The sequence below is a fragment of the Syntrophaceae bacterium genome, from assembly GCA_013177825.1.
Taxonomy (GTDB): Bacteria; Desulfobacterota; Syntrophia; order Syntrophales; family PHBD01; genus PHBD01.
In genome coordinates this window covers 497738-523229 of the sequence record JABLXX010000002.1, presented here as the reverse complement: position 1 = coordinate 523229, position 25492 = coordinate 497738, and the positions used below count along the sequence as shown (strand labels likewise).

24 protein-coding genes are annotated in these 25492 nt (G+C 58.0%); 10 read left to right on the top strand and 14 right to left on the bottom strand.

Features of this window, described 5'->3' with window-relative positions; translation table 11 throughout:
• The first annotated feature begins 654 nt into the window (after window positions 1-654).
• Complete coding sequence (locus tag HPY65_07135; protein NPU84247.1) at window positions 655-1461, top strand: hypothetical protein; 807 nt, start codon at window positions 655-657, stop codon at window positions 1459-1461.
• Between the two features lie 445 nt (window positions 1462-1906).
• Here HPY65_07135 and HPY65_07130 read toward each other — a convergent pair whose 3' ends face one another.
• Together HPY65_07130 and HPY65_07125 are read right to left on the bottom strand one after the other, a co-directional pair.
• The gene (locus tag HPY65_07130; protein ID NPU84246.1) at window positions 1907-2605 is read right to left on the bottom strand and encodes a haloacid dehalogenase type II; all 699 of its coding nucleotides are present in this window, start codon (window positions 2603-2605) and stop codon (window positions 1907-1909) included.
• A 72-nt stretch (window positions 2606-2677) separates the two neighbouring features.
• Window positions 2678-3556 carry an NUDIX hydrolase gene (locus HPY65_07125; GenBank protein ID NPU84245.1) on the bottom strand — a complete coding sequence of 293 codons (879 nt, stop codon included), beginning with the start codon at window positions 3554-3556 and terminating at the stop codon, window positions 2678-2680.
• Window positions 3557-4061: 505 nt separating this feature from the next.
• Between HPY65_07125 and HPY65_07120 the strand changes: the two genes are divergently transcribed.
• From HPY65_07120 to HPY65_07090, 7 genes are all read left to right on the top strand, one after another.
• A complete protein-coding gene (locus HPY65_07120; GenBank protein ID NPU84244.1) occupies window positions 4062-4496 on the top strand; it encodes a hypothetical protein in 435 nt (144 codons plus the stop codon).
• Window positions 4497-4861: 365 nt separating this feature from the next.
• Entirely contained in the window at window positions 4862-5527 is a 666-nt protein-coding gene (locus HPY65_07115; GenBank protein ID NPU84243.1) for a hypothetical protein, read from the top strand.
• A 68-nt stretch (window positions 5528-5595) separates the two neighbouring features.
• Window positions 5596-6012, top strand: coding sequence for a hypothetical protein (locus HPY65_07110; GenBank protein NPU84242.1), 417 nt, complete (start codon window positions 5596-5598; stop codon window positions 6010-6012).
• Between the two features lie 185 nt (window positions 6013-6197).
• Window positions 6198-6911, top strand: coding sequence for a hypothetical protein (locus tag HPY65_07105; protein ID NPU84241.1), 714 nt, complete (start codon window positions 6198-6200; stop codon window positions 6909-6911).
• A gap of 91 nt (window positions 6912-7002) precedes the next feature.
• Window positions 7003-7824, top strand: coding sequence for a hypothetical protein (locus HPY65_07100; protein ID NPU84240.1), 822 nt, complete (start codon window positions 7003-7005; stop codon window positions 7822-7824).
• 316 nt (window positions 7825-8140) lie between these two features.
• Window positions 8141-9679, top strand: a complete 1539-nt coding sequence (locus HPY65_07095; protein NPU84239.1) for a diguanylate cyclase — start codon at window positions 8141-8143, stop codon at window positions 9677-9679.
• A 207-nt stretch (window positions 9680-9886) separates the two neighbouring features.
• Window positions 9887-10399 carry a hypothetical protein gene (locus HPY65_07090; GenBank protein NPU84238.1) on the top strand — a complete coding sequence of 171 codons (513 nt, stop codon included), beginning with the start codon at window positions 9887-9889 and terminating at the stop codon, window positions 10397-10399.
• Between the two features lie 9 nt (window positions 10400-10408).
• Here the strand turns inward: HPY65_07090 and HPY65_07085 are convergent, their stop codons facing one another.
• Together HPY65_07085 and HPY65_07080 are read right to left on the bottom strand one after the other, a co-directional pair.
• On the bottom strand, window positions 10409-10876 hold the full coding sequence (locus HPY65_07085; protein NPU84237.1) for a YaiI/YqxD family protein: 468 nt from the start codon (window positions 10874-10876) through the stop codon (window positions 10409-10411).
• 2 nt (window positions 10877-10878) lie between these two features.
• Window positions 10879-11076, bottom strand: a complete 198-nt coding sequence (locus tag HPY65_07080; GenBank protein ID NPU84236.1) for a YwbE family protein — start codon at window positions 11074-11076, stop codon at window positions 10879-10881.
• A 400-nt stretch (window positions 11077-11476) separates the two neighbouring features.
• On the opposite strand from HPY65_07080, the gene HPY65_07075 reads away from it, so the two are divergent.
• Window positions 11477-11848, top strand: coding sequence for a hypothetical protein (locus HPY65_07075; protein NPU84235.1), 372 nt, complete (start codon window positions 11477-11479; stop codon window positions 11846-11848).
• Between the two features lie 69 nt (window positions 11849-11917).
• Complete coding sequence (locus HPY65_07070; protein NPU84234.1) at window positions 11918-12847, top strand: AraC family transcriptional regulator; 930 nt, start codon at window positions 11918-11920, stop codon at window positions 12845-12847.
• A gap of 260 nt (window positions 12848-13107) precedes the next feature.
• On the opposite strand, the gene HPY65_07065 is transcribed toward HPY65_07070, so the two are convergent.
• The 10 genes from HPY65_07065 to otsB all read right to left on the bottom strand — a co-directional run bounded on the left by HPY65_07065 (window position 13108) and on the right by otsB (window position 25304).
• Window positions 13108-14217, bottom strand: coding sequence for a Tat pathway signal protein (locus HPY65_07065; protein NPU84233.1), 1110 nt, complete (start codon window positions 14215-14217; stop codon window positions 13108-13110).
• Window positions 14218-14350: 133 nt separating this feature from the next.
• Entirely contained in the window at window positions 14351-15553 is a 1203-nt protein-coding gene (locus HPY65_07060) for an HlyD family efflux transporter periplasmic adaptor subunit (GenBank protein NPU84232.1), read from the bottom strand.
• Window positions 15554-15636: 83 nt separating this feature from the next.
• Window positions 15637-18000: an ABC transporter permease gene (locus tag HPY65_07055; GenBank protein ID NPU84231.1), complete on the bottom strand. Its 2364-nt coding sequence runs from the start codon at window positions 17998-18000 to the stop codon at window positions 15637-15639.
• A gap of 4 nt (window positions 18001-18004) precedes the next feature.
• On the bottom strand, window positions 18005-18751 hold the full coding sequence (locus HPY65_07050; GenBank protein ID NPU84230.1) for an ABC transporter ATP-binding protein: 747 nt from the start codon (window positions 18749-18751) through the stop codon (window positions 18005-18007).
• Between the two features lie 286 nt (window positions 18752-19037).
• Window positions 19038-19487: a universal stress protein gene (locus tag HPY65_07045; GenBank protein ID NPU84229.1), complete on the bottom strand. Its 450-nt coding sequence runs from the start codon at window positions 19485-19487 to the stop codon at window positions 19038-19040.
• A gap of 106 nt (window positions 19488-19593) precedes the next feature.
• Window positions 19594-20631, bottom strand: a complete 1038-nt coding sequence (locus tag HPY65_07040; protein NPU84228.1) for a mechanosensitive ion channel family protein — start codon at window positions 20629-20631, stop codon at window positions 19594-19596.
• 81 nt (window positions 20632-20712) lie between these two features.
• Window positions 20713-22140 (bottom strand): trehalose-6-phosphate synthase, encoded by a 1428-nt coding sequence (locus HPY65_07035; GenBank protein NPU84227.1) that lies wholly within the window; start codon window positions 22138-22140, stop codon window positions 20713-20715.
• Between the two features lie 475 nt (window positions 22141-22615).
• Complete coding sequence (locus tag HPY65_07030) at window positions 22616-23851, bottom strand: glycosyltransferase (protein NPU84226.1); 1236 nt, start codon at window positions 23849-23851, stop codon at window positions 22616-22618.
• On the bottom strand, window positions 23848-24507 hold the full coding sequence (locus HPY65_07025) for a hypothetical protein (GenBank protein ID NPU84225.1): 660 nt from the start codon (window positions 24505-24507) through the stop codon (window positions 23848-23850). Before HPY65_07025 ends, HPY65_07030 begins: the two co-directional genes overlap by 4 nt.
• A 14-nt stretch (window positions 24508-24521) precedes the next feature.
• Window positions 24522-25304 (bottom strand): trehalose-phosphatase, encoded by a 783-nt coding sequence (otsB, locus tag HPY65_07020; protein NPU84224.1) that lies wholly within the window; start codon window positions 25302-25304, stop codon window positions 24522-24524.
• Window positions 25305-25492: the final 188 nt, after the last annotated feature.

The following is a 25492-nucleotide window of genomic DNA, read 5'->3' as shown; positions in this document are numbered from 1 at the left end:
AGCCAATCAAGATCCAAAGAAAAATTTGTTCTGCTTTCCTGTGAGACCATTCATACAAGAGAAAATGCCATTGACAATCGATCCATCTTGTGAGATATTTTAGAAAAATAAGTCAGAGTGATCCCCCAATTCAACCTCACCTTTTAACTTTCCGGATGTCTTCAGGGTAGAGGTTTTTTGAAATTCACCAATTTCCAGCCTCTAAGCAACAAAAATATTTTCTGAAGTTTGATGTAGTTGATTTTCTCATGTACCATCCGCTTCCCTGATATATTCTCCAGCCTATCAGAAGTTTAGTATTCGCTACAGGTCCAAGGGCAATACAACGAATCCTACATACAATAATTGGAAGGAAACTGTATCCATGTTTAAATGGATGGTTGTTTTTTATAGCAATCAACAGATGTTTAAATGTTCGTAGGACATATTCAACTGATTGCTGATTATAATCTTATCGATATGAAGAGAGAGTTTTGACCGGTGTGACACTTCAAGATAATAAAAATGGGTAGATAGGATCTTCTGCAACAGGTTTTTTTTTAGGGTGATTGCAACAAGGGCATGGACGGCAACGGCGATACAGATGACAGGTCTTCACGCTTCATTGCGTTTTCGGTGATGCGTTGACAAGAATGAAGAATTGGAGGTGTTATCATGGAAAAGAATATCGGAGAGACAATCAGAAGTGCGCTCGCAGGGGTTTTTAAAGGCACCCGAGATGTGGCAATGGGAATTATCGATGTCGTGAGCGCCACTACGGTAAAAACGCTGGAGGGGGTTAAAGACATTGAAGTTGCAGTTGCCTCTATTGTCACCGGAGCAATTAAGGCAGCGGGAGAAATTGGAGCGGATCTGACAACCGTTACCAAGAATTCTATCATCGGCATACTCAAGGGAGTTCATGAGATAGGTTCTGTTACCATTGATGTCATTCGCAACACTGCTCATGGAGCGGTAACAGGGACCGCAGAGATAGGTGGGGACATTACGTCTGTCGCCAAGAGCGCTATCGTTGGAGCAATCAGCGGAACGAGGGATATTGCCATATCAGCGGAAGAAGCTGCATCAGAAGCAGCGCGGGGTGTTATCCGTGCGATTTCCGAAGTGGGTGGAGATGCGGGTCTGGCGACCAGAAGCGCCATCAAGGGTGCTATCGGCGGTGTAGCGGAAGCCAGCAGCCAGCTGACAACGGTCATAAAAGACACCTCTAAAGGGCTGGTGCTGGGGGCATCAGAAGTAGGGGGAGATGTAGTCGCCGTTGCCAAGAATGCAGTCTTGGGCACCTTGGAAGCAGCGAAAGAGATTGGATTGTCATCAGAGAAAGCTGCATCAGCAGCAGCAACGGGCGCCATTGAGGCAGCGGAAGCCATTGGTGGCGAAACAGGCGCTGCCATTCGAAATGCAGTAATGGGGACCATTGGCGGTGTAAAAATCGTTGTAAAGGAGCCATTCAAGAAATAGAGTGAAATGTGCTCAAGTATTTAATATCGCTTGATTTACTCTTTACGACCGCCTCAGCATCTTGTTGGGGCGGATTTTTTTATGAAAGTAAACCTCTCCTGGCTGAGAGTGTTCCGGAATCCGCTCAGGATTTGCCGTCGGGACCGGACCGGATTCGGCCCCTTCTTCGCTGCCTTGGCAAAAAAGAGTGTATTTCAAATCCGTCCCCTTTTGCTCTTAGATAAACCATCGCCGGCGCCGCCTTGATGAAATGCGGGCGCAGGCTGTACGTGTAGGCGCCCTGGTCGGGAACGAGGAGCACGTCTCCGGGCTCGATGCCGTCTCCCCACTACGCGTACCCCCGGACGTCACGGGGCGTGCATAGCGATCCCATGACAAGGCACGGACTCTCCCGGAGGGCCGGCCGGCCGCAGGTGGTGCGGGGGAAATAAACCCGACCTGTTTTTTATTTTTCCTCGCACCCCAACAGCGGCAGCAGATAGGCAAGGGAACTGATCTCCACGTCCGGCTGGGACGGCAGGCGCTCCCTTTGCTGGCCGAACCGGTTGACCCAGGCCACCCGCAGGCCTGCGTTCACCGCCCCCACCGCATCCCATGAATTTGCAGAGAGGAAAACGATCTGCCTTGCCTTGAGGCTCAGCCTATCCACGGCAAGCCCGTAGACCCGCGGATCTGGCTTGTAGATGCCGACCTCTTCAACGGAGAGAAGGCAGTCGACGAGATCCGTGAGCCCGCTGCTCTTCACGGCCGCCGACAGCATGTCCGGCGTCCCGTTGGACAGGATGACAAGCTTCCATCCCCCGTCTTTCAGTGCTTTCAGGGTCCCCTTGACGTCGGGGTAACAGTCCAGTTCGAGGTACGTATTGACGATTGCATCCCTCAAGGCCCGGTCGGCAATGCCGCAGGCGTCGAGGGCGTAATCCAGGGCGTCCTGCGTGACCTGCCAGAAATCCGCGTGGCTGCCCATCAGGCTGCGCAGCCACGTGTACTCAAGCTGCTTGGTCCTCCAGAGGGCGGACACCCGATCGGCAGCGCCGCCGAGGCGTTCGCGATGCCTGCCGGCGGCGGAGTTGAAATCGAACAGGGTTCCGTAGGCATCGAAGACGCACGCTTTGACACCATAGAAGAACGATTGCTGACACATGGAAGGAACCTCCTTTCGGGTTTTGCCTGTTCGTCCATCTCTTCAGGAATCGCTGTCAGAGGAAAAAGGCGGTCAGACGCAAAACGTTTTCCAGATGCCGTTGTGCGCGACGATTCGCGACGATTCGCCGGGGCGGTGGGGCTGCTTGTAGCCGGCGATGGTGTACTCGCTGTCGTGGGGCAGCTTGACGCCGAAACCGCCGTCCTCGGAGAAGGCCTGGGGAAGTATGGTGAAAATCTCCCGTTGCTTCGCTGCCGCAAAGAGCTCGTCGGCGGTCCGGCACGCGCTCAGCTCCTCCATGCTCTTGAGGGTGGGGGGCATGAGGAGGATCTCCTTCCGCTCGTGAAGCCTCAGGGCCTCTTCGGGTGTAAGCCACCGCGATTCCACAAGTTCCCGGTTGTCGTGGACCGGAACCTGGCCGTCGGGCAGCCAGGCCAGGAAAAAACGGGTGTCGAAGCGTTTCGATTCGATATCCGGCGTGATCCAGTGGGAAAAAGGGATCAGCCGGTCCATGGAGAAGCGGAGATTCTCCCGCCGGCCAAGCTCGATGAACGTTGTTTTGCGCTCATTGAGCGACCGCCGATGGGCGATGAAGCGATCCGCCGTCCCGGCATCGGCGAAGTCGATAGGCTCCCCGGAACCGCTGCGGGCAAGCAGCACGCCCGCCTCCTCGAAGGTTTCCCGAATCGCCGCCACGCAGAGCCCCAGGGCTGTTTCCCCGGGAAGGTCCGGCTCCTGAAGAAACCGGCCCGCATCGCCCACGGCCAGGCCGTCGATGAAGGGATGAAAAGCCGGATCGCAGTCCGTCTCATCCAGACGGCCGCCCGGAAACACATAGGCTCCGCCCATGAAGGACTGATTGCTGTGCCTGCGCATCAGGAAGATTTCAGACTGTCCCCGTTCGCTGTTGCGCACAATGATCACCGTTGCCGCGTCGCGGGGCGGATTCATCTTCCCGGACACCTTCCTGAGTGCCGCTGATAGCCATGATGACGACGATCCCCTTTTCGCTCTGGATTCTGCGGACCCGATTTCAGTTCGGTATACGTAGCACAAGTCAACGGGAGAGAGAAAGAGACAGTTGCTTGACATCTGAGCTTAAATATTTGATATCACAAGGCCAATCAAGAGATTTGGGGAATGCACTCCCATGGGACATGATGTCCATGAAATCGCAAAGCAATACGATGCCGTGGCCGGAGAACATACGGAGCGGGAACCCTGTCGCGACGTGGAGTATCGGAGCCGACGGGCCTATGTCTTTGCCAAAAAGCCGCCGCAGACTGCCGGAGTCAGGTCGTGAAACGAAACCATGACCCCTGAAATGTATCATTGCAAGAGCTGCCCCCATGAAATATCATCCGTCTCATCGATGCCTGAGGAGAATTCCCACGCTTCATGGTCCGGCGATCGAATGCTCATCCACCGGAAATCCTTTATCGGTCAGGAGGAACTCATGTTCCGTTTTCTCATGCCGTTTCTGGTCATGTTCGCGCTCATGATCGGTGGCGTTCTCGTCATGAGCTTTGTGCCCCTGGGCCCTCCCCCGATCCCTCATACCCTGATTGTTCTCGGTGTCGTCGTGGTATCCCTCCTGGTCTTTTACCTGAACGCCCGCTTCATGATGAAAGGCAATCCCGAAAAGGACAGGTGGATGACCGATGGAACCGACGCCAGGGCGGAGGTTCTGGAGATTCGCGATACGGGTCTGACAATGAACAACGACCCCATGGTTGCCCTGACCCTGATGGTAAAACCCCGATACGGCAGCTCGTTCCAGGTTCAGACGAAGACATGGGTTTCACGCGTGGCCATCCCCCGAGCGGGCGACGTGATCGACATCAGATATGATCCGACCGATCCGCAGAGAGTACTCGTGATTTCGTCTTAAGGAGAGAGAGGGTAACGAATACGGATGCACAAACAAAAATCATTTTAACCAGCTACAATGGCATTTCCGCGTTTCTTGAACGGATCTGCCGCGTGGGCGCGTTCATTGTTCAGGGATGATTCAACGGAGACATGCTTCCTGAAAACGTTAATGGATTGATTTGGAAAGGAGAGACGTGATGGGAGACAAGGGCGGGAAGAAAGATAAGGAAAAGGGGCAGAAGCAGAAAGCCGATAAGCAAAAGCAGAAAAACCAGGACAAGCTGGATAAGCAGCCGAAAAGAAAACCTTGAACTGAAAAGGACAGTTCATTTTTTCATACCCCGGCAATTCGAATGCAGGTCTGATCAATGAAGGGAGGAAGCAATGAAAAAATGTTCCGTATTCATCATGCTTATTTTTATTTTTTCCATCGCCTATGCGGAAGCAGCGGGGAAAGATAAAAAGATCCCCTTCGATTTTCCCGACCTGAAGCAGGAGGATGTCGCCAAGCGATACGTAAAGCATGCCTTCAAGGACAGGAAGAATCCGCTTTTCCGATTCGAGATGATTTTCCCGAAGGACTGGAAGGTCATCAACATCAAGGAGCCGTCCGAACTGCCCGAGAACGGAGGCCCCGTCGAGATCGGCGCCTTTCACCGGTTCAAAGTTCCGGACGATCCCAAGAGCGATATCCTGGCCGGCATCTACATAACGGCCGTGCGCGTTCCGGCGGAATGGACCGATGTGCAGGCCCTCGACAACGTGACGTCATACCTGATGAAAGGGCACAGTTTCCGGGTTCTGCAATCCAAGGAATACAAGCTGTCGAGGACGACGTTGAAGGACATGCTGATCACATACAAAGTTCCAAAGGACAAGACCTACTGGTCCCGAATCACGGGATTCAAGGTCAAGGACGACACCCGGGCTTATGCGTCGGGGAAGAAAGACATCCTGTATCTGGTGCAGTTGAACACGTCGGAAAAGGATTACAAGGCGTTTGCGGCAGAGGCGTTTTATATGGCCAAAGTGTCGCTGCGGCTGGAATGACGGAGCGAACAAACGGAGGTGAGTGCATGCATTGCTCGGGCATAAGGCGTTTCAAGATCGGAAACGGAATGTCGGCCGGGATCGCGCTCGGCCTCATCACGGCCCTTTTCATGTTTCTGTCCGGCACTCCGCTCTGGGCGTCACCGGCAGCGGAACCGGCGGCCTCAAAGCCGCAGAAAGAAACCACGATTGACGCGAAAAAGACATTCACTGAAGAGATCAGACAGGCGAAGAATGCCTTCGACAACGACATTCAAAAGGCCAGGGAGGATTATCGGAAGGCTGTTCAACAAGCCAAAGAGGATATGAAATCCGCCAAGGCGGCCTCCGCCGAAAAGGCGAGGGAAGTCCGTCAGGCCAGTCTCGATGCAATCAAGGCCGCCAAGGAGAATCTGAAGCTGGCCCAAAAAGCAGCTCACGAAGAGTGGCTGAAAGCGAAGGAAGCGGCGAATCGGAAGTATCGGGAAGCCCGCTCGCGTCAATGACGTTGAATTATTTGTCAATCCGAGTATCGTTCAGGACGGTCAATGAGCCCGGCCCCCCTGCAGACAAGGGCCGGCGGGAAGGAATCCCCGGGGCAACCCCGGCGGGTAGATGAACCGCGAACCGGGATCCGCGCTGTTTTTGAGGTGAATCAGGGGGCAGGCTCCGGAAGAAAGGAGAATCCGAGATGAAAAAGGTTCTGGCTGTGCTGATGCTTCTGTCATGGGTGATGCTTATGCCGTCTCCGGCCATGGCGGAGGTCGATGTCAAGGTCCGCATCAACATCCCCTTGCCTCCGCCCATCGTATTTCCGGCGGTGCCGGAGGTGGTTGTAATACCGGAAACGTACGTCTATGCCGTTCCGGACGTCAGAGAGGAAATCTTCTTCTACAACGGCTGGTGGTGGCGTCCGTGGGAAGGGCGCTGGTATCGCTCGCGCAACTACGACAGAGGCTGGGCCTACTATGAGCGCACACCGGGTTTCTACAAGCGCGTGCCCCCCGGGTGGCGAAACGATTATCATAGCCGACGCTGGAAAGGACATGAGTGGGACCAGCGCCGCATCCCGTACCGCGACATGGAAACAAACTGGCGCGGATGGCAGCGTGGGAAGCATTGGGAAAGAGAAAACTACTGGGGCGTGAGGGGGCAGCAGCCCCGGAAACAGGGGCCGATGCGCGGCCAGCCTCAGCAGTACCGGGACGATCGCCAGGGACCGCCGGCGAAGGCGCAGGAAGCCGGACCGCAGTCGAAGCAGGTTAAAAAGAAACAGGAGCGCCGGGACAGAGACCTGGACGACGATCGGGGAAGAGGCAGGGGCAGAGGCAGGGGTCCCCAGAAGGATGACAGGGATCGTGACCGCGACGATGACCGGGGCCGTGACAGGGATGGCCGCAGGTAATCCGGGCCCATAGAATTGCGAAAAAGGCAGCCCTTGCTTTCTTTGCAGGGGCTGCCTTTTATGATTACCCCCCTTTAAATGGGTGTCCTTCATGAGCAAGAAGAAATTGATCTCTTTCTTGATTGCCGCCGTCGTTGTTGCCGTTCTCGCCTACCTGCTCCTGTTCGGAAAGCTTTTTCCATATTCTCCGATTGCGCTTGGTTTTGATAAGCATGAACTTCAACATGTGGTCGTTTATGTCGAAAAAGGAGCAATGTTCAACAGATTTCAGGAAATCGATTCCTGCATTCCCATGGTGGAGAATTTTCATACGCTGAAGTTCAGGAAAAAACCGAGGATATTTCTTTTCGGCGACAGGAAGACATATGCCGACCGCTCCCTGTCAAAAGCCCGGTTCTGCGCTTTTTACAACGGCGATATCGTCGTATCGCCCTGGGCTCAGAAAGAAGCATCGGAAGGATTGATTTCCATGGAGATATACCTGAGGCACGAATTGTCTCACTCTTTGATTTACCAGCAGGCAGGAATCCTGAATGCCTTCCGGTATCCGGACTGGCTGCTCGAAGGCATCGCCGTTTACAGCGCAAATCAGATGGGAACGTCCTGGTATCCCTCAAAAGAGCAGACATATTCCTATATTCGCAACGGCGATTTCATGCCGCCCCGATTTTATAAAACACAGAAAGAAGATCAGGTGAATATTGTCGCCAGGCCCAGAACTCCATTCATATATTGTGAATTTTCCTGCATCGTCGATTATCTTGTAAACAAGTACGGCAAGGATAGATTCCTGGCATACATGAAAGAACTCTTGAACGGCGGCAACCATGACGACGTGTTTAAAACGAATTTCGGCATTCGCTTTGATGAAAGCATAGAGGAATTCAGGCAATCCGTGATGCAGCAGTCATAACGGCAGGAATAATATAATTTCCCTTATTTATAGGGGCTTTTCCCCTCTGCCACCCCTTCCTTCGCCGGACAATCAAAGAAATCCGAACGAGGCAGCTTTCCCGCAACATGGATTCTGGAACCTCATACCGGTTTCCCGTATCCTTCATGAACCCAGGCTGGTCATATTTTATATAATATGCTAATGGATGCTCCCCCGCTGATCGGAATAATGCGAAATCGCTGACAGGACCGGCTCCATGTCTTTACAGTTTATTGAAAAAATGAAAAGGTTCGTTCCGCAAAATCCCGAAAGATCCCATTATCAAGACGAGTACATGGAGTACCTGCATAGTCAGGCAAAGGGAATGCAGCGCGCCTTTGCCTTGCTTGCCATGATTTCCTGGCTCCACTTCGGTTTTTTCCTGGATCCTGAACTTCATCCCGAATTCCCCGAGTTGCTTTATTTCCGTCTGGGCCTGAGTGCCGTCGGCTTGATCGTCTTTGCAGCCACTTTCTTTGACAGGATCAGGGGAAAGGGTCTCGGCCTGCTCCATCTGATGCTTGCTTACATGCTGTTCAGCTGCGCCTACTTTACGGGGAGGATTGCGGACGACCCGAGCTACATCGCGGGTTTCATGCTCGTCATTGCCATCGCCACGTTCATGCCTTCGCGGCTGATCGTTCTGTATCGATATTACATGCTTTCCATTATCATCTTCGTGGGTGCCATCCTGATCCACAGGCCGGATATCAATTCCTACAACGTCCATTACTCCATGAACAACCTCGTCATTGCGTACGTGTTTGCCGGTGTGATGGGGTTCATGCTCGAAAAGTACCGTTTCCAGACATTCCTGAATCAGCACAGGATCACCCAGTCGAACAAGGATTTGCTGTACGAAATCGCCGAGCGCGAACAGGCGGAAGAGGCACTTCGCGACAGCGAGGAGCGGTACCGAAGCCTGGTGGAGCAGGCGAGCGAGATCATCATCCGAACGGATGGCACCGGAAATATAACCTTCGTGAATCCAGCCGGTTTTTCAGTTACGGGATACACAGAAAAGGAACTCGTCGGGAAACAGTACCTGGACTTTGTCCATCCCGACGAGCGGCAGGCCGTCGACCGGTTTTTCGGTCGTCAGTTCGTCAAGAAGCTGCATAATACCTATTTTGAATATCCCCTGAGAACCAAGGAAGGGAACAAGGTTTGGCTGGGCCAGAATACCCAGGTGATCCTCAAAGACGGCCGGACGGCAGGCTTTCAGGCCGTGGCCCGCGATCTCACGGAGCACAAAAAGATGGAGGCTGAGATCATGGCCCTTTCGATCACGGATCAGCTCACGGGCCTGCACAACAGAAGGGGATTTCTGTCTCTTGCGGGACAGCAGTTGAAGATCGCAGAGCGGGAAAAGAACGCCATGCTGCTTCTTTTCGCGGATCTGGACTGGCTGAAATGGATCAATGACACGCTGGGCCATGATGAAGGAGACAGGGCGCTCATGGAGGCGGCGGCCGTATTCAAGGAGACGTTCAGGACCTCCGACATCGTTGCCCGTCTGGGAGGAGATGAATACGCCGCCCTCGTCGTCGACGTAACGGAAGCGGATTTCGAGATCATCAGCGCCCGCTTGCAGTCCCAGATCGACATGAAAAACAGCCAGGAGAACCGGAAATACAAACTCTCCATCAGCGTGGGCTGCTCCTACTACAATCCTGCCAATCCCTGCACCATCGATGAACTCATCGCCTCGGCAGACAAGCTGATGTACGAGCAGAAGCAGAGCAAGAAGTGCCTCCTCCTGCAAGGGGAAGCACTTGCAGTCAGCAGCCCCTATTATTCGGCCGCCCCTCCCCTCCCCTCGACGCAGCTTTGATTTTCACCCACTTTTTTCTGTTGTCGGGACGGGCAACCCCTTTCCCTCTCTTCTCCAAATCCGTCATGATCTGTACCGTTCCCGACACCCATCCCTTGCAAAGATGATGAATATCCGTTACTGGAACATCAATATCACCGGATACTTCTTCTCAATTTCAACCATTCAGTGCATCAGCCAGCCTGATTTCTTCGGACCGCCGTTCGGATGGAGCCAGGAAAACAAGGACATGCTAAAAAAATATCGAAAAATACACAAAAGGAGGGGAAAATGAGATTATTTACTATATTTGTTTCTCTTTTATTAATCTTTGGCGCAACGGCCGTCCAGGCCGACACCCTCGATTCCACGGAGAATGCAAGAAAATTGACCGATCAGGTTATGGCAAAAGTTACTGCCGGCGATTTCCTAGGCGGCTTCAACGTAATGAAGCCTTATCTTATCATTCCGGATTCCGAATTTAATGTAATGTGTGAACAGGCAAAATCACAACTTCCGGTTATTCAGAGCAGGTTTGGAACGAGTGTCGGCAGCGAGTTCATAAGTGAAAGAATGATTGGGAAATCCTTATTGCAGATCGTGCACATTCAAAAGTTTGAAAAACATGCAATGCGCTGGCGATTTACGTTCTACAACCCAAAAGGAAAATGGATTTTGAATACATTCAACTTCGACGAGAATATCCAAGCCTTGTTTACTGAATATCACAACGAGAAATGATCCCGCCCGTTATTCCTTCGGGTTCTTCTCTTTCAACCTCTTGGTCAGAAAGCTGTCCAGCTGGTTGACGAAGGCCTGGCAGTCTTTCTTGCCAAATGCCGGCGGACCGCCCGTCATCAGGCCGCCGTCTCTAAGCTCGTTCAGCAGGTCGCGCGTTGCCAGCCTGTCCTTGATGTTGTCTTCCGTATAAAGCTTGCCTCTGTAGTTGAGTGCAAAGGCGCCCCTGGCAACCACCCGGTCTGCAAGCGGGATATCGGCCGTGATCACCAGGTCTCCCGGCTGCGCCATTTCCACGATGCGATCGTCGGCAAGATCGGGGCCTTCAGGGACAATAACGCTCGACAGAATGCCCGACGGTTCGTATCGGACAGGCTTATTGGCCACGAACACCACGGCCACCTGCAGCCGCAGGGCGGCCCTGATCAACAGATCTTTGGCCGCATTCGGAAATCCGTCTGCATCGACATAGATCCGCATGGTCATGAATCCAGGATCTCTTTGACGCGGCCGACAATGCCGCTCTGGAGACGCACCTTGATGCCGTGGGGGTGACTTGGCGACTTGGTGAGGATATCCCGGACGATGCCCTCTGTCAGCCTGCCGCTCGACTGGTCCGGCTTCTGGACCACTTTCACGCGCAACCCGGGTCTGATATCCGATCTTCTGTTTCCGCTCATATCGATTCCACCACGCGATATTCCAGGCAATGAGCATCCGGTGTTCGTTCGATTATTCCGTATTTTTACCGGTTGAATTGCGATTCTTGTTAACACAAATTCCCTGTGGGAACATTACTATTATCATTCATTTTCCTATATTATTTCTTTCCATTTCCATTGAATGGGGGTAGTGATGCATAGAAGTTTTGCAAATGCCGTCCAGGTATATCCATTGTCATGGCACAGCCAACCGCGCATTACGATAAAGTTCCGATAAGACACCCTCTCCCACTGCTGATTCCACTGCGTTCGTGCAACATCTTTTGTGTCTCCGAGAGAGCGGCTGTAAAAAAATCAAAAATCCGATGCGAGGCGTAAGAGCAAACGCCGAATTCAATTCATAGGAGGACCATTTATCATGCAGCCGAAACTTCGTACCACGGTAGCCTTCATTGCAGGGCGCATCATCACCGGCCTGGACACGTTATCCATTTACGATCATTTCCAGTCCAAGTCCGTAAGTTTTGAGGCCACTCTGAGCCCGAAATACGTCAAGGTATTTAATGACGACAGGGGGTGTTATACGGCCGGACCGGTAGAAAATAACGTCTTCGATCTATACGATTTCGGTCACGGACATAGTATTGAATTGGAAATAAACGGAAACAAGTTCAAAGGGTATGATGAGTTGGCCCCGTGTCATTTCAACGGCGAGGTGAACGGAGACGAGCTTTCCTTTTATGATGACGGTGAGGAAAAAACGTTTCAATTCAGTTTCAAAGAACCATAGAGGAATTCCTGATTGTCGCGCTGGCCACCGGCATCGGGGCCTGAACGGGATCGAGGCGGATATTTACTCATGAAAAACTCCGTCCTGCGGCACACGGCCATGGAGTACCGGAGGCGCATCTGCCGCGCCATGAACTTCATCAGCCACAACCTCGACCGGGATCTTTCCCTGGAAGAGATCGCCCGAACGGCCAATTTCTCGATGTTTCATTTCCACCGGATCTTCAAAGCCGTGGTGGGCGAGACCGTCGCGGAGTTCACCAGGAGGCTCCGCCTGGAGCTGGCCGCCAACCGGCTTCTCTCCGACCGGCATGACAGCATCACCGCGATCGCCATGGACTGCGGATTCTCGAGCTCCCAGAACTTCGCCAAAGCGTTTCGCCAGTCTTTCGGGATGACGCCCTCGGCCTATCGAAAAAGCAAGCAGGGAAACAAGTTCAGCAAGCAGGAAAACGCCTTTTCACTTTGGATCGGATACGGTTCCGGCACCGGGTTCGAAGCGGACCCGGAAAAAAGCGAAAGGATGAGAGACATGAACGCAGAAGTCAAACAAATGCCGGAGTACCATGTCGCCTACGTGCGCAGGATCGGGCCGTACGGCAAGGAAACATGCGAGGGGGCGTTCAGCGAGCTGATGCGGTGGGCGGGGCCGGGGGGTTATCTGAAATCCGGCGAGACCATGATGGTCTATTGGGACAATCCCGAAGTGACGCCGCCGGAGAAATGCCGCATCGACGCCTGCGTGAGCGTTCCCCGGGGAACGACGGCGGAAGGCCAGATCGGCATGCAGACCATCCGCGGCGGATATTACGCCGTCTGCCGCTTCGAGATCCTCCCGGACGGCTTCCCGCAGGCCTGGGAGAGCGCCTTTGCCTGGCTCGTCGGCAGCGGGTACGAGTGCGACGACCTTCCCTGCTACGAGCTGTACCACAACAACGCAGAAGAACACCCCGAGGGCAAGTGGATCTTCGACATCTGCATCCCCCTGAAGCGCCGTTGACGATCGCTCCATCGATAACGAACGATGGGGACGCTCGGCCGCCGAGGCTCGCGACGGACATCGTTGTTGTCCGTCGGCCTCACCGTGTCCAGCAGGTCGTCTGTACCGACGAGATCGAGGCAGGCCACATTGTGTCGGACAGAATTTAAAGCGAGGTGAAGCAATCGGTGGAGAAGGCTCCGGCCGGTCAGAGGCTTGTGTAGGGCACCTCCGCGGGCAGAGCGTATCCATGGCGGACAGGAAAGTTCAATATATTGAAATTATATTTGAATCACCTTTTCTATTGGACGTCGCAAAGAACGTGGCATTTCCGGCCCTCGACCAAAGCGAACGATAAGGTCTGGTCTTTTACTGCCCACACCCAGGAAGTTGGCGAACTGTGGTCGGATCGACGGCACTTCGACGGGTTGGTTCAGGTGCGCATGCCGAATTCCAAGCACCGTGGCCTGTAACGCAAAACGCTCAAAAGCCCGGCCCGTTTCTACCCAACAAGACTTGTCGTCCCGCTCCGAAACAAAAACCGCGACTCCGGCAGAGCTGCGGATATGTCTTGCATATTTGTCATTTTCCGCACCCTCCGTGAAGAACAGATCGAACAGGATTTTACCAAGCCATACTGGAACCGATGGATTTCCAGAGGATCCCGCGAACAATCCATCACCGGTTCTGGCCGCATGAGCACCGTTGAAGCGCACCCAGTCTTTGAGTTCCTGAACAAATGCTCGGTTGCGCATTTGCGCCGTATTTCCCTGAATCACGAAATCAAGTACATGCTCCATGGCTTTTCGCTCAGTCAGCAGGTGAACACGGACACCGTCTCTGGAGCCGGCTTTCTCCAGCAACATAAGGTCTTCTGAAGATATCGGATTTCTGTCGAACTCGCCACGTGTAGATTGCCGCGATGGAATGGCATCGAATAATGGAGAAAGGAAGGGCTTGGCAGGCACCAGGGCGATATCGACGGACTCATCCCCACGAACATTGAACGACGCCTCGCCTCGAAAACCTGACGCTGCTGCAGCCTGTATGAGGTTTTCCACAGCGCAACCAAGGCTGACGAACAGGTGATGATCGTCAGGATCAACCACCGGACAACGACGCTGGAAATCAGGAAGAATGGAAACCGTGTCCTCTCCAAGCTTGAATTTCCAGCACTGTGTGTTGTGACTGGAAGGCGCCAGCGTCGCATATCGAACAATCTCATGTATTTGTGCAGAATGAGAGTTCATGTCGCCTTGAGTGTGGCGCCAAGTCCGTTGCACCAACGCGTCGTATTCCGCATGTGCATTGTGTGCATTCACAGCACACCCTGCGACAACAACACCGGTCCCTCCAATAGCTGCCGCGGCCATGAATTTTCTTCTCGAAATCATGGCAATGCTCCTTCCCCGTCCTTTAGCAGGCTGTTGAAAAAGAGTTTAAAATATTCGATCGATCTTCAAATCTCTTTTTTCAGGTTGAACTTTAAACTGATTTCCCGTCTCTTGAATTCATTGCTTCCCCTCACCTCCCCGCCGCCTTCACCTTCCCTCCCTCTCTAACAGTATCGTCGGGGCGGGCGATGACCTTTTCGCCTTCCTTGAGGCCGGAGAGGATCTCCGCGTTGAGGCCGCTGCGTCTGCCCACCTGGACGATGCGTTTCACGGCCCTGCCGCTGTCGGCGACAAAGACGGCCCAGTCCTGTCCCGAGCGGAAGAGCGCGCTGGCGGGCACCTGGAGAATGTCCTTCCCCTCCCAGACGATGAAGGTCGTGTCGAGGCGAAAGCCGTCCCCCAGAACCTGCCACTGCTCCGGCGGCGAGATAATGTCCACGAGAACGAGGGTCCGCTGCTCCTCCACGCCCAGGCTGGAGATCTTCGTGAAGCCCGCCGGCTCGACGATCCGGATGGTCCCCGTGAGCGGCTGATCGCCTCCCCACCGCTTGAACTCCACGCGCATCCCCTTGCGGAGCTGCACCGCGTCGGACGACAGGACCTCCACGCGCACTTCAAGGTCCGCCTGGTTTCCCAGGTCGAGCAGGGGCTCGCCCTGCTGCACCGCCCCCTCGCTTTCCCGGTAAATCCTGAAGACGCGGCCCGCGACAGGCGACACGACGGCAACGGTGCCCCGGCTTCCCGCCCGGCCGGCCGAGTAGTCCTGCCCGGCGGTCCGGGCCCGCTCCAGGTCGGATCGGGCGACACCCACGGCGGCCTTGGCGGAGGAAAGATTCGCGCCGGCCCGCCTGGCGTCGGCCTCGGCCTGGTCCAGCGTGTCGCGGGCGATGGTGCCTCTCTGGAACAGATTCTTCATGCGCTCGTGGCGCTGGCCGGCATAGTCGGCGTCCGCCCGGGCGGCCTGCTCCCTCTCCTGGGCGGCTTTGAGCGAGGATTCCGCCGCCGCGACGGCGGCCTTCGCCTCGCCGTGGCTGCGGGGATCCAGGGCGGGGGAGCGCAGGGGCTCCAGTTGCGCCACAGCCTGCCCCTTCTTGATCGCGTCGCCCACGTTCAGGTCGATCCGGCGGAGGAAGCCGGGCACCGGTGCGGAGACGGTGAAGCGGTCCTTGAGGCGGGTCCGGCCCTCCTCCTCGATCGTCACCTGCAGCGTGTCCTTCTTTGCCGCGGCCAGCTCCACCTCCACGGCCTTGGGCAGGAAGCCGTAGATCGTCCCGGCGGCGGCGAGGGCGATGACGGTGATGACGAAGATCCTTCTGCGCAGAACGGGTGTCATGGGTTTTCTCCGATTCAAATTCGCGGAATCCGGCGGAGCGCCCGCAGGGAGGGAGTCCCCTCCCCTTCCCTGCGGCGCCGCGACTACTCGCGCGTTTTCAATACCTCAACAAGGTCCAGTCGATCAAGCTTGCGGCGCACGATGAGCGCCGACACGACCGCCGAGATCAGGACGACGGCCGCTGCCATCGAGTACGTGGGCGGATCGAGCACCATGGGAATCCGGAACAGGTCGTTCGCCAGCGCCCAGGCGATGAGCACGCAGAGGCTGTAGCCGATGAGAAAGCCGAGCGGGATGGCCGTCAGGACCAGGAGCCCCAGCTCCCCCAGGAGGATGTAGGACACCTCTCCCCGGGTGTAGCCGAGCACGCGGAGGCTCGACAGCTCCCGGCTCCGCTCGGACAGGGCGATCCGCGCGCTGTTGTAGACGACGCCGACGGCGATGGAGCAGGCCATCAGGGTCGCCACGAAGGTGAAGAACAGCATGCCCTTGGCCTGGACGTCGTAGAAGTTGCGGATCTCGTTCGTCCGGAGCGTGATTCCCGAGACCCGGGGCATCCGGATGAACTGGCGGTACAGCTCCTCCCACTTGTTCGTGTCCGCTGTCAGGTAGGCCCCGGAAACGGCATCCCCCTGCCGGAGGAGCCGGTTCAGCGCCGCCAGGTCCATCGTCCCGGTCGTTCCGATGAACTGCTTGCTCATGGCGCCGACGGGAATCTGGAGGACCTCCCGGTTCCCCTCCAGGACCTCCACCGTGACCGTGTCGCCGGGCTTCACGCCGAGCAGCTCTCCCAGGTAGTCGCCGAGGAGGAGACCCGAGGAGGGGATCGGAACGGGCTTCCCCTTGTCGTTCAACTGGTTGTGGAGGCGGCCGTCCGGCTCGACCCCGTCGATGACGGTCTTGTAGCTCCTGTGGCCGAAGCGGAATCGCACGGGGACCTGGCGGAAGCCCTCCACCCGGTAGACGCCGTCCAGGCCGGCCAGGTCGTAGACGACCCGGCGGGACGTGGGCTCCACGAAGGCCACCGTCATGTCCTCCTTCTGGGAGACCCGGAACTGGACCTGGACCAGGTAATTGACGGCATCCGAGAAGAAGCCGCTCGTCAGCATGGTGGCGCAGGCCACGGCGATCCCGAGGATCGACAGGAGCGTCCGGACGGGCTTCCGCTCCACGTTCCGGAGGATGATCCGCGAGGGCTGGGAGAGCCACCGCCCGATGCCGATCCGCTCGAGATAGGAGACCCGGTACTTTGCCGGGGGCTCGGGCCTCATGGCCTCCGCCGGCGTCTCCCGGGCCGCCCGCCAGACGGCGTGCAGCGTCCCCGCCAGGGCCGAGAGCACACTGATGCCCGTCGCCGCCAGCATCGTCAGCGGGTTGATCCGGAGAACCAGGCTGGGGAAGCGGTAGACCTCCATGTAGAGCTGGCCCATCCTCTGCTCCAGCCAGATGCCGAGCACCGAGCCGCCGGCCAGCCCGAGCAGCACGATCAGGATGACCAGTTTGGCGTAGTGGATGGCGATGTCCGCGTTTTCATAGCCGAAGGCCTTCAGGGCGGCGATCTGCTCGCGCTGGATGCTGACAGTCCGGCTGATGACCACGTTGAGCAGGAAGGCGGCGACCAGGATGAAGATGGTCGGGTAGATCTCGGCGCTCCGCCGGAGCATCCGGAACTCCTCGGAGAGCATGCGGTTCGAGATCTGGTCTTTCCGGGCGTAGGCGCCGAGGCCGCCGTACCGCGCCAGGATGACGTCCAGCTCGGTGATGATCCGGCCCGTGTCGGCCCCGGGCTGCACGGCCATGACGACGTCGTTGAAGGCACCGTCCATGTTGTAGGACTTGCCCAGGGCCTTGCGGCCCATCCAGAGGATTCCGAACCGCTTGAAATCGGGGCTGAGGGCCTCGGGCCGCATGATGAGGACGAATTCCGGCGAGAGGCCGACGCCGGTGATGACCAGGTTTTTCTTCCGGCCGTTGATGATCGCCCCGATCCGGTCGCCGGGCTTGAATCCGTGTGCCTGGGCAAAGGTCTCGCTGACGACCGTCTCGTCGTCCCGGGCCGGATCCGGCATCCGGCCGCTCCGGATGTAGAGCCGGTTGAGGAGGGGGCTGCCGTGCTCCGGGACCGATATCATCTGGGCCGTCACCGGCTCGGGGAAGCCCGTGATGTCCAGCTTGACCGGGGCCACCACGCGGGTCTCCGCGACGGAGACGCCGGGGATCGCGGCAATGCGGCTCCGCAGGCTCTCCGGGGCCCGCTTCAGGGAGACGAAGACATCGGCGAAGGCATAGTCCCGGTAGAAGCGGTCCCGCGTCGCCGTAAGGGATTCCATGGCGCCGATGAACATGACGAAGGCCGCCATGCCGCTCGTGATGACGATCGCGATGGCCAGGGCCTGCCCCCTCATGAGACGCAGGTCCCGGAGGACCTTCCGGTTCAGCGCCTTCATGGCCTCACCAGTGAAGATCCCGCGGCGACTTCTTCTCGGCGTTCACCGTCACCTGGGAGATCCTCCCGTCGCTCAGGTTGATGACGCGGTCCGCCATGGCGGCGATGTCCACGTTGTGGGTGATGATGACCGTAGCCGTGCCCAGCTCGCGGTTAACCCGGTCCAGGGCCTCGAGGACGACGATGCCCGTCCCGGAGTCGAGGGCCCCCGTCGGCTCGTCGCAGAGCAAAACCTTGGGGTTCTTGGAGATCGCCCGGGCGATGGCGACGCGCTGCTGCTCGCCGCCGGAGAGCTGGGCGGGAAAGTGGTCCAGCCGCTCCGAAAGGCCCACCAGGCGCAGGGCCTCAGCGGCCGGCATCGGCTCCGCGGCGATCTCGGTGACGACCTCGACATTCTCCCGGGCCGTCAGGCTGGGAATGAGGTTGTAGAACTGGAAGACGAACCCGACGTGGACCCGTCGATACTCCGTCAGTTCCTTGTCGCCGGCCTTCGTCAGGCTGATCCCGAGGTAGGAGACCTCTCCGCCCGAGGCCGTATCGAGGCCGCCCAGGATGTTGAGGAGCGTCGATTTTCCGCTCCCCGACGGCCCCAGGAGGACGACCAGCTCGCCCGAGTAGAGCTCCATGTCCACGCCGCGCAGCGCGTGGACCTCCAGTTCGCCCATCCGGTAGACCTTGGTGAGCCCCCGGACCTGGAAGACGACGTTGTTGCCGCCGTGATTCTGTCGGGGCTCGGCATTTCCCTTGGCCATTGCGCCGTTCCTCGTTCAAGTGTGGGCGGATGCCCGTTCCTGCTGATCCCGGCCGTCCGCGGCGCGCATCATTCCATGTTTCAGGGCGATTGCACAAGGATCTTTTCGGGGGGAATAACGAAAAAGCCGGGCAGCGGAGGCCGCCCGGCTCGTCGGGAAAAACGCCCGGACCGGACCGGATGGAACACGAAACAACGGCAACGGGGAAAGGGTGTTGCGGCGGCACAGCGGTGCCGCTTTTCTCCGATTTGCAGTCCCGGTCATCCGCCGGTGCCGGGCGCGAGCGTTACGTCCCGGGCTGCTTAGGCCTGACGAGCAGGACCGGGACATTGGAGTCGTGAAGGACCCGGAGCGCGACGCTGCCGAAGACCCACTTCTTGAGGCCCGAGTAGCCGTGGGAAGCAATGACGATCAGGTCCATCCCGTTTTCCTTCGCATACTGCACGATCGTTTCCGCGGCCCGCCCCTCCACGATGACGGACTTCACCGCCACGTTTTCCGCCGCCAGGCTCTCTTCCATCTTGCCCAGGTACTCCTGCCCGCGGCCGAACTCGAACTGCACGACATCCAGGACGTTCGCCCCTTCCGCCACCCAGTGGGCCGGAACCTCCACGACATAGAGAAGGGTCACGGATCCGACGCATCCCCATCCCTCCTGCGCCATCTTCCTCAGCTCGTCGAGGGCGCATTCGGCAATTGCGGAGCCATCCAATGGCACAAGGACATTCTTGTACATGACGCACACCTCCTTTCCTTGTCATCCATCGGCTCCCCGGCGTGACCGGATCCTCCGGCCGCTCGGGGCGCGGTTCGTCTCCCCTGAAACCCCGTCTCCGGCCGGCCTAAGCCGCCGACTCCATGTAGACGGTACGGATCGGGAAGGGAATCTCGATTCCGTGCTCGTCGTACGACCTCTTGAGCCTCTTGACGAACTCGTGCTTCACGAAATACTGGTCCACAAACTCGCCGACCCGGAGGATCACCGTGAAATCAATGCTGAAATCGTTGAAGGTATGGTAGCGGATGAAGGGCTCGAAAGCGGCGACCCCGCCCTGGGCCTCCGCCAGAACCCGGGTAGCCGTTTCGATCGTGACGCGCTCCACGAGCTCCAGGTCGCTGTCGTAGCTGACGCCGACCTCGACCAGAACGGACATCTCCTTCTGCGGATGGTTGTAGTTGGTCACGATGGCCGAAGCGATCTTGGAGTTCGGGATGATAATCAGGTTGTTGGGGAGGGAGCGGATTGTCGTGTATCGCCAGTTGATGTCCGTCACGAACCCCTCCTCCCCGCTGCCCAGGCGGATGTAGTCGCCCTGCCCGATCTGCCTTGAGGCGATCACCTGGATCCCGGCGAATAGGTTGGACAGTGTATCCTGGAGGGCCAGGGCGACGGCCAGACCGCCGACGCCCAGGGCCGTCAGGATCGGCGTGATGGAGATCCCGAGGGTCTGGAGGATAATCAGGAATCCGATGATGAAGACGACAATCCGGGAGATGTTGGTAAAGATCGTGTTGGCGAAGAAAACGCCCTCCACCCGTTTCCCGTAGCTGCTCATGAAGCCCCGAACCATCCGGGCCAGCACGATCGTGACCGTCAGGATCGCGAGGACGACGATCGCCTTGTCAGCGTTCCCCGCCGCCGCGGCGGAGAGCGACGAGGCGTGCACGGCCCCGTAAACACCCGCCAGGGTGAACCAGATCAAGGGCATGCGCCGCAGCGACTCGGTGAGAATATCGTCTACGTCCCACGCTGTCCGGGCCGCCAGGGACCTCAGCTTGCGGAAAACCACCACTTCGGCGACGATGCCGGCGGCAAGGCCCGCGGCAAGGAACAGGATGGGAAGGATCCAGGGATAATCGGCAATCAGCTTGGGAAACATGGACCATACTCCTTTTCGGTTATTCGATTCCTCGTTTCCGGGACAACGGCGGCTCCTCCCGCTGCGTTCACCGTGTTTTGCTCAGACCGTCTCCTCGACGGGCATGACCGTCTCCAGCTCTTCGAATATCCTCAATCCCCAGTCGAAGATCGTGTTCCGGCGGACGTTGCGGCGCAGCCGCCTCATCCTCGCCTTCCGCTCCCTCTCCGTCATGTGGAAGGCCCGGTGCATGGCATCGGCGACCTCGTCGGCGTCGAACGGGTTGACCAGCAGGGCGTCCGGAAGCTCCCGTGAAGCCCCCGTATACCGGGAGAGAAGAAGCACTCCCTCATCATCCGTCCTCGCCGAGATGAACTCCTTGGCCACGAGATTCATACCGTCGTGGAGTGACGTCACCATGAGCACGTCGGCCATCCCGTAGGCGGCCAGAACTGAATAATAATCGTGGTGAGCGCGGAGAAACCGGATGGGCATCCAGCCGTCCGTCTGGTGGCGCCAGTTGATCTCGTCGACCCGCTGGTCGAGTTCGTCGCTGACGGTCCGGTATTCCTCCAGGTGCATCCGGGTCGGAGCCGCCAGCTGCAGGAGCGTCACCTTCCCGACCAGATCCGGATACCGCTTCAGCATGATGTCAAAACCCTGGATCCGCTCTGCAATTCCCTTCGTGTAGTCCAGGCGGTCCACGCCGACGTAGAGCTTTGTCTGCAGAACTTCCTCCCCCAGCTCGCGGAGGAAACGCTGCCGGTTCTCCGCGACCCTCGAGTTCGCGGTGTCCCTGCCGATCTGCTGGAAATCGACGCTGATGGGAAAGGCCCGGACGTAGGTCGGGTGTCCGCCCCGCTGGATCCGGAAATGTTCGTAATCCACCATGGCCTCGATTCCCCGGTCCACGGTGTCCATGAAGTTGTTGCAGTGGTACTGGATGTGGAAGCCGAGGATGTCGTTCCCCAAGAGCCCGTCGAGCAACTCCTCCCCCCAGGGGAAGATCCGGAAGGCCTCACGGTTGGGCCAAGGGATGTGCCAGAAGTGGACGAGCTTGAGGTCCGGCCTCTCGTTCCGGAGCATCCGGGGCAGGAGGGCGAGGTGGTAATCCTGGATGAACACGACGGCGGGCTCTCCCCGGACCTCGTCGAGAATCGCGTCGCAGAACCTCCGGTTCACCGTCTTGTAAAGCTCCCAGTCATCCCTGGAGAAGAAAGGCCGGGTGTAGGCGATATGGCACAGGGGCCACAGGGCGCGGTTCGAGATGCTGTAGTAGTACCCGTTCTCCTCCTTTTTGGTCATCCAGACCCGCCGCAGGGTGTACTGGGGATCCTCCGGCGTGACGGTGATCCTTCCCTTCTCGTCCGTCACGAGGCGGTCCGCGGAGCCGGAGCCGTGGGCGACCCAGATGCCGCGGGTGGCCCTGACGATGGGCTCCAGCGCGGTGACGAGGCCGCTGGCCGGTCGGATCATCTCGATCCCGCTTGCGGTGCGCTCGTGAAGACAGGGTTCGCGGTTCGAGACCACGACTACCCGGGACCCCCGGGTGGTGCGGGACACATAATTGCCGAGATATTTCGCATCGATGAGTGGTGACTTCACGAGTCCTGTCCCCCGTCGGGCCCGGGGAAGGAACAGAGGAGATCCTCCTTCTCCGGTAATCACCGTCGGCATCGGTTACCCTGGTTTCCAGGGAATCAAACGTTCAGTGGACGATCAGGCTGTCTGCCCGTGGTGCGCGGTTTCTGTCAGCGTTGAGGAATGGACGATGGATTGCTGCGAAGATAATCAAACCGAGGGATTCAAACAAATAACCTTTTGGCGCGTCCTTCATCGCACATGGCTTGGGACGTGTGAACGACGGTACTGCCTTGACCATACCTCCTTGCCGACATTTATGGGACCCTCAGAATGCGGAACGACAACCATTCGAATCTGAATTCTTTCGCGTAGATATAGCAGAATTCTCCGCCGGTGTCAATCCCGGCAGCCCGTTTCCGTTTCAGAGGACGAGGTGGTTTCCCTTCCCCCGGTCAAGATACAGAAACAGGGTCAGATACTCCCGCAGGTGACGGTTCAGGAGAAAATTCTCCCGGACGAACTCCCGGGCCGTCCGGCCCATTTCCTCATACTTGTCCCGGTGGTGGAGCAGGAAGCGGATACGGTGGGCCGCTCCCTCGGGGCTGTTGACGAGGTATCCCGTGTAATGGCTGATCACCTGCAGACGGATGCCCCCCACATCGCCCCCGATCACGGGCTTGCCCTTCCACAGCCCTTCGGTGACCGTCAGTCCGAATCCCTCTTTGGTCGATTTCTGCAGGACGATATCGGCGATGCGCTGCAGGGCGTTCACGGTGTGATGGGCGTCGGGAGGAAGCAGGAGAACATGGATGTCGCGGTCGCCCTCCGCCGCTTCCAGGACCTCCTCCAGGATCTCCTGTCCTTCGGGATCGTCGGTTGCGGTGCCCCCGGCGAGCACGAGCTGGATCGGCAGGATCTGGCGGACGAGACGATAGGCCCGGATGACGCCAAGGGGATCCTTGAAGCGGTCAAACCGGGAGACCTGCACGATGACGGGACGGGAGCGGTCGATTTCGTACTCCCTGGCGACGGTGTCCAGGTCAAGCTGCATGAGTTCCCGGTTCTTCTCGCTCAGGGGGTCGATGCTCGGAGGGATGATGAACTGGGGATGGGGAAGGGGCTGGGCAAACTGCATCAGGGAGAAGATGCTTGCATCGTAGCCCGGAAGGTACGAGCGGAGGGACTGCCAGATCGGGCGAAAGGGCTTGCTGACGTCGATGTGGGCCCTCCAGATCCATCGCCCCCGCCGTTTCGGCATCATGCCGAGCAGAGCCGCCGGCTGGGGATCGTGGATGACGACGATGTCCGCTTCTTCCAGGACCGGCCGGAGGCGCTCCAGATTCTGGCGGTTGACCTCTTCGTAGGTTTCCCAGTCCTGCCTCTTGAGCACCACCGGGAACCCCTGCAGGCCGTTGTGGATGCCTTTCGTGATCCCGAAAAACGCGTTGTTCCCCTCGATCACCTCCCAGCTCGCGTCGAGCCCGAGTTCGTTCATCAGGGGAACCATCCAGTTCAGGATCTCCGCGACGCCGCCTCCCTCCCGCGTGGAGTTGACATGGACGACACGGATGCCCTTCAGCCGTTCGCCCAGCCGGCGAAGCTGATCGATCACGGAATTTCCGACCACGGGAACGTATGCATCGAGCGTCGGGATCATGACGTCTTCTCCGTGCAATAAGGCTTCAGAACCCGGATCAGATCGGCTCTGAGCTCCGTGAGGGTCTGGAAGAGGAAATCGAAGGAGCGGATCTCCATGATGGCCGGCACCCAGGGTTCCCCGAAGTCCTCCAGCCACAGGGAGAAATCGTCCACCCTTCCGAGTGTCCGCCGTCGGGCCTCCAGGAAATGAAAATAGATGCTACCTTTCGTCATCTGCTCGATGGCGTCGGCCATTTCCTCGGGACGGAGCAGCCGGGCGCCCGTCTCGAAAACCACCGTGACGGCCTCCCGGAAGTGGAACTCATGTCCCGGGGAAACCGACGGGAGAAAGGCCAACTCGTTGATCCGCTCGTCCAGGATGTCCAGCACGTCCGTCCGGAGGACGTCCATGGAGGGATACGCGTAAGGATCGATCACTCCGAGACGCTCCGCCAGGACGTTCTCCTCCAGCTGGCGCTTGACCCAGAGGGCGAAGTCGTTGCGGAAGTCGGGATAGTCGAAGGCAGGCGCCAGCAGGGTCTCGCAGAAGTGGTGATAGATCACGTCGGTGGAACAGGAGGCGATCCGATCCCGCAGTTCCCGTAGATTGAAGGCGGGGGCCAGACCGCTCATCCGGATCAGGAGCGTGCAATCCTTGACAAGAAACGGCTGCATGGAAACCTCCGAATCTACGGCAGGCCGGCGATGCTGCGGCATACCGACGCAAGATGAGGGGGATCCCGGACAACAATCGATTCCCGGACGGTGGGGAAACGGGCGACCGAGATCGTCACCCCGCCGAGGTGGGCCACCAGTTCCATCGCCACGGAGTCGTTCTCGTCGTCGCCGGCGTAGACGAGCCGGCTCCGGCTCGCCTCCCATTTTGCGATCCGGCAGAGAACCGAGACGCCGAAAGCTTTGTCCAGCATGGGAGAGAAAAGCACCTCGAAGGCCTCGGGGGCGTTGCGGATCTTCAGTCCGTAAAGCCTTGCCGCGGCCTCCAGTTCCCGTCTCACCTCTTCCTTTCGCTCTTTTTCCAGGTGACGGACATGGACGGAAACCGTCCAGAACTTGTCCTCCACGTCAGCGCCGAGAACATGCTCGACGTGATCCAGCTGCGTGGAAGCCGCCGTTCGCTTGTGGATGACGTCTTCTCTGAAGGCATCCGCGTAACTGCGCCTTTCTCCCGACGGAAGAATCCATTCCAGCCCCATACCGCCGCCGGCGTAAACCCCGGGCAGACCGATCCGGGGATACAGGTCCTCCAGGCTGCGGCTGGAGAGGATGCCCACCTGCTGCCTTGTCCGAAGCAGATCCGCGAGGAGCCGGCGGCATGAACGATCCATCACGGCAGCGCGACGGTCGGATACGATGGGCGACAGGGTTCCGTCAAAGTCGAAAATCCAGAGCCATCGTTCCGTTTCCGGACGCCGGATCGGTCGGGATTCCGAAAGGGAAATCCTGGAAGCCACAGACCACCTCTCTCTCCAGACAACTGCCGGGGATTCTCGGGGCTGCGTTCCCGGGAATGCCCCCTTACCAGGCGTCGCAGCCGTTTCCGCCAGCCGCGATTTCGGGAATCCCCGCCCGGCTCTCTGACTGTCATCCGGTAAAAAAAGCCGCCATCCGACGATCTCAGATGGCGGCCCGACCATTTGCA